Raw genomic sequence first — 13,446 nt, forward strand, 5'->3', positions numbered from 1 at the left:
CTCACACCAGCTCCTCGGTGCCGGAGCGGCGCACGTAGACGAACACCATCACGACGATCAGCACCATCAGCGACACCGACAGCGCCGACGCGGTCGGATAGTCGCCGGCGAAGAACAGCCCCTGGATCTCGGTGCCGATCATCCGGGTGTTGGTGTTCCCGAGCAGCTGCGCGTTGATGTAGTCGCCGCTCGCCGGGATGAACGTCAGCAGCGTCCCGGCGACGAGCCCCGGCATCGACAGCCGCAGCGTCACGGTGCGGAACGCCGTGAACGGCGAGGCGTAGAGGTCCGTGGCCGCCTCCACCAACCGGGGGTCCATCTTCTCCAGGGACGCATAGAGCGGCAGCACCATGAACGGCAGGAAGTTGTAGGTCAGCCCGGTCACGACCGCCACCGGCGTGGCCAGCAGGTGCCCCTCCGGCCCCAGCACGTGCAGCCAGCGCAGCGCGGAGACGATGAGCTCGTTGTCCCCCAGCAGGTACTGCCACGACAGCGTCCGCACCAGGAAGCTGGTGAAGAACGGCGCGACGACGGCGACCAGCATCAGGTTCTTCCAGCGCCCGGCCTTGAACGCGATCGCGTAGGCGAGCGGATAGCCGAGCAGCACGCACGCGACCGTCGCCGCCAACGCATAGAGCAGCGAGCGGATGATCTGGTCCTGGTAGTCGCGCACGGCGTCGGTGTAGTTCTGCCAGTACCAGGTCATCTGATAGCCGGTCTGCAGCGAGCCCGACGGGTCGTACAGGCTGGTCGCGACCAGCGTGACGGTGGGTACGACGAAGAAGAGCGCCAGCCAGAATCCGCCGGGGAGCAGCAGCAGGTAGCCCGCCAGGCCGCGGCGCCGGCCCTCGTCGGGCGGGGTCCCCACCAGCTGGGCGTCCACCGGCGCGGCCGGCAGGTGCCCGGCGGCGCTCACGCATCCTCCAGCTGGGCACCGGCGTGGGCGTCCTGGGAGGCGTCGAGGAGGAAGGTGTGCTCAGGGCGCCAGTGCAGCTCGACCTGGTCGCCGGGCCGGAACCGCTGCCGCGTGCCGGTGTTCTGCTCGAAGACCGTCAGCTCCTGGCCCCACGCCATCCGGACGAGGTACTGCGTGCTGACCCCCACGAAGCTGACGTCGCTGACGACGCCGCCGGCGAGCGTATTGACGCCCGTCCCCTCGTCCTCCGCCGGTGCGGCGAGATAGACCTTCTCCGGCCGGACGCCGACCCACACGTCACCTTGGTCGGCGCCCGAGGCCAGATTCTCCGTGCCGGTGACGTCCGCGACGATCGCGGACCCGTGGACACCGAGCCGGATCCAGTCACCCTCGCGCCCCTCGACCGTCCCGGCCACGAGGTTGGACTGGCCGAGGAAGTTGGCCACGAACGTCGTGGCCGGACGCTCGTAGAGGTCCTCGGGGCTGCCGAGCTGCTCGATGCGCCCCTCGTTCATCACCGCGACGGTGTCGGCCATCGTCATGGCCTCCTCCTGGTCGTGGGTCACGTGCACGAAGGTGAGCCCGACCTCGGTCTGGATCCGCTTGAGCTCGATCTGCATCTGGCGGCGCAGCTTGAGGTCGAGCGCCCCGAGCGGCTCGTCGAGCAGCAGCACCTGCGGGTGGTTGATCAGCGCTCGCGCCAGCGCGACCCGCTGCTGCTGACCCCCGGAGAGCTGGGTCGGGCGGCGCTTGCCGAGGTCCGCGAGCTCGACGAGCTCGAGCATCTTGGCGACCTCGGCGTCGACCTTCTTGCGCCCCTGGCGGCGCAGCCCGAAGGCGACGTTGTCGGCGATGCTCAGGTGCGGGAAGAGGGCATAGCTCTGGAAGACCGTGTTGACCGGGCGCTTGTAGGGCTTGAGCCGGGTGATGTCGTCCGCCCCGAGCGAGATGGTGCCGCTCGTCGGCTCCTCCAGCCCCGCGACCATTCGCAGCGTCGTGGTCTTGCCGCAGCCCGACGGCCCCAGCAGCGCGAAGAACGCCCCCTGCGGCACGGTCAGGTCGAGCGAGTCGACGGCCGTGAACGCACCGAAGGACTTGGTGAGCGCGCGGAGCTCCAGGTCGTCGGCCATCAGCCGCTGATCACCTTCGCGAAGTCCTTGTCGTACTGCTGGCGGGTCTTCTCGTCGAGCTCCATGAACCCGTAGGCGTTCGCCAGGAACGCCTCGTCGGGGAAGATCAGCGGGTTGTCGACCAGGGAGGCGTCGATCTTCTCCATCTCCTGCTTCGCCCCCTCCACCGGGCAGATGTAGTTGACCCACGCCGCCAGGGTCGCGGCGACCTCCGGCTGGTAGTAGTAGTCCATCAGCTTCTCGGCGTTGGCCTGGTGCTCGGCCCGGTTGGGCACCAGCATGTTGTCCGACCACAGCGAGAGGCCCTCCTCGGGCACGACCCACTTGATGTCGGGGTTGTCGTACTGCATCGCGATCACGTCGCCGGACCACGCCTCGCACGCGACCAGGTTCCCGGCGTTGAGGTCGCGGATGTAGTCGTTGCCGGTGAAGCGGCGGATCTGCCCGGAGCCGACGTACCCCTCGAGGCGCCCGAGCGCGGCCTCCCACTCGGTGCTGTCGAAGTCCTCGGGGTTCGCACCCTCGAGCAGCAGCATGAACAGCATCGTGTCGCCCATCTCGGTGAGCAGGCTGACCTTGCCCTTCAGGTCGGCGCGCGTCATCAGCTCCTCGAAGGAGCCCACCTCGCCGGTGTACTTCGCGTTGTAGGCGATGCCGGTCAGGCCGCTCTGCCAGGGGACGCTGTAGTCGCGGCTCTTGTCCCAGGCCGGGGAGGCGAGGTCGGCGCGCAGGTTGGCCGTGACGTTGGGCATGTTGCCCTTGTCCAGCTTCTGGATCCAGCCCAGGCCGACCATCCGGGCGGCCATCCAGTCGGTCATCGTGATGATGTCACGTCCGATCGGCTCGCAGCCGCCGAGCTGGTCCTTGACCTTGCCGAAGAACTCGTTGTTGTCGTTGATGTCGGCGTTGTAGGTCACCGAGATCCCGGACTCCTTCTCGAAGGCCTCCAGGGTCGGCATCCGCTTGCCCTTGACGTCGATGTACTCCGGCCAGTTGGAGAAGACCAGCTCGGACTCCTCCGCCGACAGGTCCTTGCCCTTGCACTCCTCCGCGGACTGGACCTGCGAGTCGGTCCCGCAGGCCCCCAGCAGCCCGGGCACCCCCAGGGCGAGGGCGGAGAGCGAGGCACCGCGCATCAGACCGCGCCTCCCGATCCGGTGCTGGCCGATCTGCCGGCCCATCTGTTGGCCGGGCTGCTGCCTGCGCGCGGCGCGCAGCGCGGCGTCGAAGCTCGAACGGTCATTGGGCATAGGACGCTCCCCAGGGTCGATGGCTCGATTCGGGATCCTGTCACCGTCACGGACTCACAACAAGGGATTCAGTGGATTGGAAACGTGATTGCAACGAAATCCATCGTTTCGAGGTAGTCAACCGGGCTTTGCCCGCCGCCGCGCGCATGCGACGATGCGGCCATGACCCGCAAGCAGCAACGACCACCGGTGGTCCTCGACGACGCCGCCAAGGCGATCATCGAACAGCTCCAGCAGGACGGCCGTCGCTCCTACGCCGCCATCGGCAAGGTGGTCGGTCTCTCCGAGGCCGCGGTCCGCCAGCGCGTCCAGCGTCTGGTGGACACCGGCGTGATGCAGGTCGTCGCGGTCACCGATCCCCTCGAGCTCGGCTTCGCGCGCCAGGCGATGGTGGGGATCAAGGTCACCGGCCCCCTCGAGCCGGTCGCCGACGCGCTGGTGGCCCTCGACGACGTCGACTACGTGGTCATCACCGCCGGCTCCTACGACCTGCTGGCCGAGGTCGTCGCCGAGAGCGACGAGCACCTGCTCGAGATCATCTCCGGGCGGATCCGCAGCATCGAGGGCGTCGTCGCGACCGAGACGTTCATGTACCTCCAGCTCCGCAAGCAGACCTACTCGTGGGGCGTGCGCTGAGCCGGACCCCCAGCCCACACAAGCCCAGTCCAGCCCCAGACAAGCCCCAGCCCAGCCAGCTGTTGCTGCGGCGGCCCTGACCCTCGACACGCCGCCGACCCGTCACTCCCTCCACGCCGTACGGCGTGTTTGGTCGAGGGAGTGACGGATCGGCGGGTGGGGGGCTGGGCTGGGCTGTGGCTGGCCTGAGGGGTCAGCCGTTGTAGCTGGGCTGGGACTGGGGGTTGAAGACGTCCATCCGGACCTTGCTCGCGGTCTTCACGCGGGGGTCCTTGAGCTCGAGGACGTCGAAGCCCTGCTGGATGTCGTTGGAGAAGATGTGGCCGTTGTACCAGTACGCCGACCACGAGCCGCCGAGCATCAGCTTCTCGTCGGAGAGCGGACCGCGGTCGAACCACGCCAGCTCACGGGGGTGCTTGGAGTCGGTGAAGTCGAAGACGGAGATGCCGCCCTGGTACCACGCCTGCACCATGTAGTCGCGGCCCTTGACCGGGATCAGCGAGCCGTTGTGGGCCACGCAGTTCTCGGTGTTGGACTGCGTCCGCGGCATCTTGTAGTAGCTGCGGAAGGCCAGCTTGCCGCGGACGATGTCGTAGATCCCGTTGGCGCCGCGCTTCTCACCCACGGTCGGGTTGCACGTCGCCGCGCCGCCGCCGCCGAGCTCGTCGGTGAAGACGACCTTGGTGCCGGAGTTGTTGAACGTCGCCGAGTGCCAGAACGCGAAGTTCTCGGTGTCCTGCGTCCGCTCGGTCACCACCGGGTTGGCCCGGTCGGAGATGTCCATCAGGATGCCGTCGCCCATGCAGGCGCCCGCGGCGATGTCCTTGCTCGGGTAGGCCGTGATGTCGTGGCACCCCGAGGTCTCGCGCGAGTAGCCGCCGGCCGGCTGGCCTCCGTCAGGGAAGAGCACCGGCGTCGAGGCCAGCGACGCCGTCTCCGGCGAGCCGACCGGCACCTTCACCACGCTGATCAGGTCGTGCGGCGGCTGGCAGTCGGGGAACGCCGCGTTGGGTGAGTACGACGAGACGTAGACGAACAGGTCGCGCCCGTTCTTCGTCGGGGCCAGCGTGTGCGTGTGCGAGCCGCACGGGGTCTCGACGGCCGCGACGTACTCCGGAGCTGCCGGGTCGGAGATGTCGAAGACCCGCACGCCCTCCCACGAGCTCTTCTCCGTCGCCGACTGGCTGGTGCTGGAGCACGAGTCGTCGTTGCGGCTCGAGTCGACGCTGAGGACCAGCAGGTCCTTCCAGACCGAGATGTCGTTCTGCGAGCCGGGGCAGTGGACCTGCACGACCTCGCGCGGCTCCTTGGCGTTGGAGATGTCGTAGACGGTGAAGCCCTCGTAGTTGCCCGCGAACGCGTAGCGGCCCTTGAAGGCCAGGTCGCTGTTGTAGGCGGTGTCGCTCGCGAACGCCCCCGACTTGGGCAGGTTGGCGACCAGCTCGAGGTTGCGGCTGCTGGCCGTCTCACCGACCCCGAGCTCGGCGTCGCTGTCGTCGAGGCGGCCGAAGTCCTCACCCGGCAGGCAGCCGCGTGCGAAGTTGTCGCCCGCGCGCTTGAGCTGCCGCTTCATGGCCGGCGGGCAGTTGTCGACGCTCCGCGAGGACTTCGCCACAGGCGCCTCCGCCCCGTCCTCGTGGGCGCCGACCGGCCCGGCGGTGGCCGCGAGCCCGAGCGCGACGACGCCGGCCAGCACCGCTCCCGTCGCGCTCGTCCGCCATCTGGTTGATCGTCTGCGTGCTGCCAACATGTCCCGAGACCTTTCGTCGGTACGGCGCGAGGGGTGGCCGTCGTCCGGATATGTCGTACCGTGGCGCGCATTCGAAAGTAAAGAGCTGTCGGCGACTCGTCTCGGGTTGTCGCCCCGGCCCAGGAGGACGCCCGTGCGCCCACTCCCCGCATGCCCCACCCCCTCGCACGCCCGCCTGCGCACCAGCGGCCTCGCGCTGCTCGTCGTACTCGCCCTGGCGGGGTGCAGCGACGCCGGCCCCAGCGCCGACCCCAGCGCAGAAGCCACCTCGAGCGGCACCCAGGGCGGCACGGAGGGCGGCTCCGCCGTGCTCCAGCCCGGCCGCCCGGGTGAGCCGGCGACCACCGTGGCTCCCGACGACGTGGCGTCGAGCGGCGAGCACGAGTGGAACCACGACGACGTGGCCTTCGCCCAGATGATGATCCCGCACCACGCGCAGGCACTGGTGATGTCGCGCCTGGCCCGCACCCGCGCCGCGAGCGACGACGTACGACGGATGGCCGCGCGGATCCGGGCCTCGCAGGCGCCCGAGATCCAGGTGATGGCGCAGTGGCTGACCGAGCGCAACCTCAACGTGCCGCGCGCGGCCGACGACCCCTCGGCCTACGACCACAGCGAGCACGGCCACCAGGGGATGCCCGGGATGCTCACCGAGCCCCAGCTGCGCGCGCTGCGCGACGCGAAGGGTGCGCGCTTCGACCGGCTCTTCCTCACCGGGATGGTCGCCCACCACCGCGGCGCCGTGGAGATGGTCGACGACGTGGCCGTCGCCGGCACCGACCTGCGGATCAGCGAGATCGCCACCGACATCGCGGCCGGCCAGGCGGCGGAGATCAAGCGGATGCAGAAGATGCTGCGCGCGCTGTGAAGACCGACCTCAAGAAGGAGCTCGACGAATACCGGGCCCGCCGCGGCGAGTTCCGGATCGTCGACGTGCGTCCGCTGCAGTACCTCATGGTCGACGGGCACGGCGACCCCAACACCGCGCAGGAATACGCCGACGCGCTCGCGGCGCTCTACCCGGTCGCCTACAAGCTGAAGTTCGCCAGCTTGACCGAGCTCGACCGGGACTACGTCGTGATGCCGCTCGAGGCGCTGTGGTGGGCCGACGACATGGCCGCCTTCACCACCGCGCGCGACAAGTCACGCTGGGACTGGACCGCGATGATCCTGACGCCCGACTGGATCACCCCGGACCTGGTCGAGACCGCCGTCGCCGCTGCCGCCCGCAAGGAGCCGCCGGCGAGCCTCGACAAGGTCCGCCTCGAGACGCTGCGCGAGGGCCGGAGCGTGCAGACCCTCCACCTGGGGCCGTACGACGAGGAGGCCGCGGTGCTCGCGGCCCTGCACCACGAGTTCCTCCCCGGCGCCGGCCTCGCGCCCACCGGTCGCCACCACGAGATCTACCTCAACGACCCGCGCCGGGTGGCGCCGGCCAAGCTCCGCACGATCCTGCGCCAGCCGGTCGCCGAGACTGCGACGGCGGCGGGGGCGACGGCGGCGGCGCGGCCCTGAGGCCGGACGACCCGTCACTGGCTCCGCGCCGTACGGCGTGTCTGGTCGAGGGAGTGACGGGTCGCGGGGTGGGGGTGGGGGTGGGCGCGGTCAGGTCTGGGCGGTGAGGACGCACCAGACGACCTTGCCGTCGTCGGTCGGGCGGGTGCCCCAGCGGTCGCAGACGGCGGCGACGATCTGCAGGCCGCGGCCGTGCTCGTCGTCGGCGTCGGGGCGCTGCTTGCGCGGCTCATAGCTGGCGTTGTCGAGGACCTCGATGAGCACCTCGTCGTCGTCCGCGCGCAGGCGCAGCTCGACCGGCGACGCGGCGTGCAGGATGGCGTTGGTGACCAGCTCGCTGGTGACCAGGAGCGCGTCGTCGATCACGCCCTCGGACAGCCCGCACTCCCCCAGGTGCTCGCCCACCAGGCGACGCGCCAGGGTGGGGGCGGCGTCGCTCACGTCGAGGTGGAGCGAGACCGCACGTCGTACGACGGGCCAGTCGACGCGCGCGACCAGCACCGCCACGTCGTCGTCCGGCCCGTCGGGGAGCCGCTCGTCCACCAGCTGCTCGGGGGCCCCCTTCAACGGGCCGTCGAGGCGCTCGACGAGGTCTCGCAGCGAGGCGATGCCCGCGTCGAGGTCCTCACCGCGGCGCTCGACCAGGCCGTCGGTGTAGAGCACCACGGTCGAGCCGGGCGGCAGGGTGACCTCGCGCGGCGTCATGTTGTAGAGCCCCACCCCGAGCGGCGGGTCCTCGCTGCCCGACAGCACCGACGTCGACCCGTCGGGGAGCGTCACGATCGGGGGCAGGTGGCCGGCGTTGGCGAAGTGCAGGGTCCCCTCGGCCGGGTCGAAGACCGCATAGAGGCACGTCACGATCTGGTCCTGGCCCAGGTCGCGCACCAGCCCGTCGAGCGACTCCAGCAGGTCGGCCGGCGGCAGGTCCAGGCGGGCGTAGGCGCGGACGGCGGCCCGCAGCTGCCCCATCACCGCCGCGGCGCGCACTCCGCGCCCCATCACGTCGCCCACGACGAGCGCGGTGCGGCCGGCGCCGAGCTCGATGACGTCGTACCAGTCGCCGCCGACCTGGGTGCCCTCGACGCCCGCGCGGTAGTAGGTCGCGACCTCGAGGTGCTCGAGGTCGAAGTCCCGCTGGGGCAGCAGGCTGGCCTGCAGCTCGTCGGCGATCGCGTGCTCACGCGCGGACGCCTCGGCGCTGGCGGCGTTCAGCGCCAGCGCCTGGGCCGCGAGGCGGCGCTGCGTCACGTCCTGGACCGAGCCGCGCAGCGCCAGGGGAGTCCCGTCCGGCGCGGTGACGCGCTCGCCGTTCACGGCGACCACGATCTCGACGCCATCGGTGCGGATCAGCCGGAACTCGAGGTCCACCAGCACGCCGTCGCGAGCCTCGTCGAGCGCGCCCATCACCATGTCGAAGTCGTCGGGGTGCACCAGCTCGGTGATGACCGCGGGGAAGCCCAGCCGGTCGATCTGCTCGCGGGTGACGCCGGTGAGCCGGCGGTACTCCGCCGAGGTCTCCACCCGGCCGGTCGCCAGCTCGATCTCCCAGCTGCCCACCTGCGCCAGACGCTGCGCCTGGTCGAGCAGGGACTGGCTCTCCTCGAGCTGCCTGCGGGTCCGGCGAGCGCGGTCGAGCTCGAGGTTGGAGCGCACCCGGGCCGCGAGCTCGCGGGCGGTGAACGGCTTGACGAGGTAGTCGTCGGCGCCGGCCTCCAGCCCTTCGAGCGTGCCCTCCTCGCCCGCCCGCGCGGACAGCATCACGACCGGGACGCCGAGCGTCGCCGGGTCGGCCTGCAGCGCGGCGAGCAGCTCGAAGCCGTTCATCCGCGGCATCATCACGTCGGTGAGGACCAGGTCGGGCTGGGCGGCGCGGGCCTTCTCCAGCCCGTCGAGACCGTCCTGGGCGAGCAGCACCTCGTAGTCCACGTCGAGCAGACCACGCACGTAGTGGCGGATGTCGGGGTTGTCGTCGACGACGAGGATCCGGGGTCGGCGGCTCTGCTCGGACAGCGGCGACTGACGTGTGGCCCGCGGCGCGTCGGGCGAGCCGAGCGACACGAGCTGCGCGGCCTCGGCCAGGAAGCCGTCCACCACCTGCTCGGCCACCGCCCCGCCCGAGCGACCGACGTGCTCGGCCGGCAGGTGCTGCGCGCCCCACGGGAGCCACACCGTGAACGTGCTGCCCTCCCCCGGCGTGCTCTCGACGGCGACGGAGCCGCCGTGCAGCTCGGCCAGCTCGGCGACCAGCGACAGCCCGATCCCGGACCCCTCGTGGGTGCGCGAGCTGGCGCCCTGCACGCGGCGGAAGCGCTCGAAGACGTGCTGCTGCTCGGCGAACGGGATGCCGGTGCCGGTGTCGGTGACCGACAGCAGCGCCCCGTCGTCGAGGGCCTCGACGCGGAGCGTGATGCCGCCGACCATCGTGAACTTGAGCGCGTTGGACATCAGGTTGAGCACGATCTTGCCCCACAGGTCGCGGTCCACGAAGACCGCCTCGGGCAGCGGCGGGCAGTCGATGGTGAGGGTGAGGCCGAGCCGTTCGGCGGCCGACACGAACATGCTCGCGAGCTCGCGGGTGTAGTCGGCGAGGTCCACCGGCTCGAAGGACGCGTCGATTCGACCGGACTCCAGGCGCGAGAAGTCGAGGAGGGTGTTGACCAGCTTGAGCAGTCGCTTCCCGTTGCGCAGGACCACCTCGACCCGCTCGCGCTGGCGCGGTGGCAGCGGGTCGGCGCTGTCGGACACCGCGTCCTCGGCCGGCCCGAGCAGCAGCGTCAGCGGGGTCCGGAACTCGTGGCTGACGTTGGTGAAGAAGTCGGTCTTGGCCTGGTCGAGCTCGGCCAGCGTCTCGGCCCGGCGGCGCTCGAACTCGTAGGCCCGCGCGTCGGTGATGGCAGCCGCGAGCTGCCCCGAGACGAGCGCCAGGAAGTCGGCGTAGTCCTGGTCGTAGGGGCGGTAGGGGTTCAGCCCGACCACCTGGAAGCCGTACGGCGCTGCCTGCCCGGCCTGCGTCAGCGCGAGCACCGTCGCGCGACTCGGCGGCACGTCCCAGGCCCCGGTGGGGAGGTCCGCGAAGCGCTCCCCCAGGTCGTCGACGAGGACGGGTCGCTCCCCCTCCGCGGGCGGCGCCGGCCAGACCGCACCCGGAGCGCCGACGCGGAACAGGGCCGGGGCGGCGGGGTGGTCGTCCTGTTGCGCGCCGAAGCCGGTCTGCCCGGCCAGTCGTGCGGTGACGCCGTCCGCGTCGTACAGGTAGGTCAGCGTGAAGGGCAGGCACCGGTCGCTGGCCCTCAGCTGGCGGCAGGCGGCGCTCACCGTCTCGGCCTCGGTGAGGTTGGCGTTGCGCGCCCCCAGGTCCCGCAGCGTCTGCATCCGGCGGTGGGCGATGACCTCCTCGGTGTCCTCGCTGACCACGCAGAGCATCCCGGCGATCGCGCCGTCGTCGTCGGCCAGGGGGCTGTAGGAGAAGGTGTGGTAGGTCTCCTCGGGGTAGCCGCTGCGCTCGAGGAACAGCAGCAGCGACTTGTCCCAGGTGGCCTCGCCGGTCGTGAGCACGCGCTCGATGCGGGGCCCGATGTCGGGCCAGATCTCCGACCAGACCTCGGAGGCGGGCCGGCCCAGCGCCCAGGGGTACTTCGTGCCGAGCGTGTCGCGGCGGTAGGCCTCGTTGCAGAGGAAGTTGAGCTCCTCGCCCCACGCCATCCACATGGAGAACCGGCTGGCCAGCACCATCCGGACGACGGCCTTGAGGCTGCCCGGCCACGTGTCGATCGGACCGAGCGGGGTCGACTCCCACTCGACCGCGAGGAGGTCTCGCCCGAGATCCCCCTCACCGAGGAACGTGTGCTGCATGCGTCACCCATTCCTTGCGTCCGTGGACGCACCTAGTCCCCGTGTGGGCGACGGCCCCCGCCGTCGGCTCGGCCGCCCGAAAGTCTAGACGTGACCTGCCACGAGGTGCGGTACCCGATCCCGGTCCGCCTAGCCAGGCCGGACGGCGCCGTCGCGAGGCGTAGCCGCACCGGGGAGGGGTACCACCGCCCCATGCGATCGAGATGGACGACCGGCCCGGCCGAGATCACCCTGGTCCGGCACGGGCAGAGCGAGGGCAACCTGGCCGACGAGCAGGCCCGCGAGGCCGGCCTCGAGCAGCTGGAGCTCGACCTGCGCGACGCCGACGTCGAGCTCTCGCAGACGGGACGCGAGCAGGCCGACGCCCTGACCGCCTGGCTCGCGGGAGACGGGGCCGGATCCTCCCCCAGCGTCGCGATCAGCTCGCCGTACCGCCGCGCGGCCCAGACGGCGGAGCGTGCGCTGTCCGGTCTCGACCTCCGGATGGAGTACGACGAGCGGCTGCGCGAGCGCGACCTGGGCATCCTCGACGGGCTGACCGGGGTCGGCATCCGCGCCCGGCACCCCGAGGAGGCGGAGCGGCGCACGAAGCTCGGCAAGTTCTACTACCAGCCGCCGGCGGGGGAGAGCTGGGCCGACGTGGTGCTGCGGGTGCGCAGCCTGCTCGACGACCTGCGCCAGGGCTTCGACGGCGAGCGGGTGTGGCTGTTCACCCACCAGGCGGTGATCATGAGCTTCCGCTATGCCCTCGAGGACATCTCCGAGGCCGAGCTGCTCGAGGTCGACCGCGAGGTGCAGATCCCGAACGCCTCGCTTACGACGTACCGCCGCAACGGCGCCCTCTTCGAGCTCGAGAGGTTCGCCGACCCCGTGGCGGTCGACGCCGAGGACGCCGAGGTCACCGAGGAGCCGTCGCAGGCGGGACGGGGCGCCGATGAGCGGGTCTGACCCGGTCGTCGTCACCCCGGCCGTGCTGCGCGACTGGGCGCTGCCCGCCCCGGGGGGCGGCAAGGGGGCGCGTGGGACGCTGCTGGTCGTCGGCGGCTGCGCCGAGGTGCCCGGCGCCGTACGCCTCAGCGGCGAGGCCGGGCTGCGCGCCGGAGCCGGCCGGCTGGCGCTGGCCACGCTCGAGGCCGCCTGCTGGCCGCTCGCCGTCGCCGTGCCCGAGGCGCGCGTGGTCGCACTGCCCGCCTCCGACTCCGGGTCCGTCGCCGTCGAGGCCGCCGCCCAGGTCGCCGAGGAGTGCTGTGCAGCGGACGTCGCCCTGATCGGCCCGGGCTTCTCCGACCCCGAGGAGTCCAGCACCCTGCTCGCGGCGGCGCTCCCCGACGTCACGGGCGCGGCGGTCGTCCTCGACGCACTGGCCTCGGCCTTCCTCACCGACCACCCCGACGGGCTGCACCACCTCGAGGGCCGCGCCGTCCTGACCGTCAACCCGACCGAGCTGGCCCACACCGCCGGCCGCGACAAGGACGACGTGGCACGGGACCCGGTCGGGTGCGCCGCGGTGGTGGCCCGGCGCTCCCGGGTCGTCGTGGTGTGCGGCGGCACGCAGAAGCACGTCGTCGCCCCCGACGGACGCAGCTGGGTGATCCAGGGCGGTGGTCCCGGTCTCGGGGTGTCCGGCTCCGGCGACGTGCAGTCCGGGATCGTCGCCGGCCTGCTGGCACGAGGAGCGGACCCGGTCCAGGCGGCCGTGTGGGGCGGCTACCTCCATGCTCGCGCGGGCGAGCGGCTCGCCGCCGCCGTCGGGTCGGTCGGCTACCTCTCCCGCGAGCTCCCCGGGCAGGTGCCGGCCGTGCTCAGCGAGCTCGCCTGAGGAGCGCCCGATGTGACGCCTTCGACCGGGACGCGACCGGTCAGACAGGCATCCCCGGGTCGTCGTACGGGTATGGGTTCAATGAACCCCAATAGGGAGGAACCCGATGAGTGAGAACGACAGCGAGACCTACCACGACTACAGCGTGGACGACGAGGACCAGCCCCAGGGCGACGGCGACAGCCTGGTCAGCGACCGGGGGCTGAGCGAGCCGCTCGACGAGGGGTACTCGCCGCCGGAGAAGTGGTCGCCGGCGCAGGGCTTCGGCAACACGCCGCTCGAGGAGGCGACCGGGGAGACCCTGGACCAGCGCATCGCCCAGGAGGAGCCGGAGCCGGACCCCTATGCCGAGGCCGAGGCGCTGGAGGAGGACGACGAGCACGAGGTCGGCGACGAGCGCGCCGGCCGACTGGTCGACCCCGACCAGGGTGGCACGCTGGACACCGAGAAGGACATGGTCGGCACGGACGTCGGCATCGACGGCGCCGGGGCCAGCGCCGAGGAGGCCGCGGTGCACGTCATCCCTGACTGAGCGAGCTCGTCTGAGTACGCATACCTGGAGCATCCGGGTGGCGAGG

11 protein-coding genes are annotated in these 13,446 nt (G+C 71.4%); 6 read left to right on the forward strand and 5 right to left on the reverse strand.

All coding sequences use genetic code 11. The features are described 5' to 3' along the window. Position 1: 1 nt before the first annotated feature. The 3 genes from ACYU7L_RS02680 to ACYU7L_RS02690 are packed head-to-tail and all read right to left on the reverse strand — an operon-like array spanning position 2 to position 3,296. The gene (locus tag ACYU7L_RS02680; protein ID WP_460793648.1) at positions 2 to 916 is read right to left on the reverse strand and encodes an ABC transporter permease; all 915 of its coding nucleotides are present in this window, start codon (positions 914 to 916) and stop codon (positions 2 to 4) included. Continuing rightward, positions 913 to 2,046, reverse strand: coding sequence for an ABC transporter ATP-binding protein (locus tag ACYU7L_RS02685; protein ID WP_460793649.1), 1,134 nt, complete (start codon positions 2,044 to 2,046; stop codon positions 913 to 915). Before ACYU7L_RS02685 ends, ACYU7L_RS02680 begins: the two co-directional genes overlap by 4 nt. After that, positions 2,046 to 3,296: a polyamine ABC transporter substrate-binding protein gene (locus ACYU7L_RS02690; RefSeq protein ID WP_460793650.1), complete on the reverse strand. Its 1,251-nt coding sequence runs from the start codon at positions 3,294 to 3,296 to the stop codon at positions 2,046 to 2,048. Before ACYU7L_RS02690 ends, ACYU7L_RS02685 begins: the two co-directional genes overlap by 1 nt. A gap of 162 nt (positions 3,297 to 3,458) precedes the next feature. On the opposite strand from ACYU7L_RS02690, the gene ACYU7L_RS02695 reads away from it, so the two are divergent. Beyond that, positions 3,459 to 3,932, forward strand: coding sequence for an Lrp/AsnC family transcriptional regulator (locus ACYU7L_RS02695; protein WP_460793651.1), 474 nt, complete (start codon positions 3,459 to 3,461; stop codon positions 3,930 to 3,932). Between the two features lie 193 nt (positions 3,933 to 4,125). On the opposite strand, the gene ACYU7L_RS02700 is transcribed toward ACYU7L_RS02695, so the two are convergent. Further along, positions 4,126 to 5,628 carry an LVIVD repeat-containing protein gene (locus ACYU7L_RS02700; protein WP_460793652.1) on the reverse strand — a complete coding sequence of 501 codons (1,503 nt, stop codon included), beginning with the start codon at positions 5,626 to 5,628 and terminating at the stop codon, positions 4,126 to 4,128. Between the two features lie 187 nt (positions 5,629 to 5,815). Between ACYU7L_RS02700 and ACYU7L_RS02705 the strand changes: the two genes are divergently transcribed. Together ACYU7L_RS02705 and ACYU7L_RS02710 are read left to right on the forward strand one after the other, a co-directional pair. Then, positions 5,816 to 6,550, forward strand: a complete 735-nt coding sequence (locus tag ACYU7L_RS02705) for a DUF305 domain-containing protein (protein ID WP_460793653.1) — start codon at positions 5,816 to 5,818, stop codon at positions 6,548 to 6,550. Then, positions 6,547 to 7,197 carry a GyrI-like domain-containing protein gene (locus ACYU7L_RS02710; RefSeq protein ID WP_460793654.1) on the forward strand — a complete coding sequence of 217 codons (651 nt, stop codon included), beginning with the start codon at positions 6,547 to 6,549 and terminating at the stop codon, positions 7,195 to 7,197. The genes ACYU7L_RS02705 and ACYU7L_RS02710 overlap by 4 nt, the downstream gene beginning before the upstream one ends. 90 nt (positions 7,198 to 7,287) lie before the next feature. Here the strand turns inward: ACYU7L_RS02710 and ACYU7L_RS02715 are convergent, their stop codons facing one another. After that, on the reverse strand, positions 7,288 to 11,049 hold the full coding sequence (locus tag ACYU7L_RS02715; RefSeq protein ID WP_460793655.1) for a SpoIIE family protein phosphatase: 3,762 nt from the start codon (positions 11,047 to 11,049) through the stop codon (positions 7,288 to 7,290). Positions 11,050 to 11,241: 192 nt separating this feature from the next. Here ACYU7L_RS02715 and ACYU7L_RS02720 point away from each other — a divergent pair, with 192 nt between their 5' ends. The 3 genes from ACYU7L_RS02720 to ACYU7L_RS02730 all read left to right on the forward strand — a co-directional run bounded on the left by ACYU7L_RS02720 (position 11,242) and on the right by ACYU7L_RS02730 (position 13,400). After that, complete coding sequence (locus ACYU7L_RS02720; protein WP_460793656.1) at positions 11,242 to 11,997, forward strand: histidine phosphatase family protein; 756 nt, start codon at positions 11,242 to 11,244, stop codon at positions 11,995 to 11,997. Continuing rightward, positions 11,984 to 12,868 (forward strand): ADP-dependent NAD(P)H-hydrate dehydratase, encoded by an 885-nt coding sequence (locus ACYU7L_RS02725; RefSeq protein ID WP_460793657.1) that lies wholly within the window; start codon positions 11,984 to 11,986, stop codon positions 12,866 to 12,868. The genes ACYU7L_RS02720 and ACYU7L_RS02725 overlap by 14 nt, the downstream gene beginning before the upstream one ends. A 106-nt stretch (positions 12,869 to 12,974) precedes the next feature. Next, positions 12,975 to 13,400: a DUF5709 domain-containing protein gene (locus ACYU7L_RS02730; protein ID WP_460793658.1), complete on the forward strand. Its 426-nt coding sequence runs from the start codon at positions 12,975 to 12,977 to the stop codon at positions 13,398 to 13,400. The last annotated feature ends 46 nt before the right edge of the window (positions 13,401 to 13,446 follow it).

Source organism: Nocardioides pacificus, assembly GCF_054775955.1.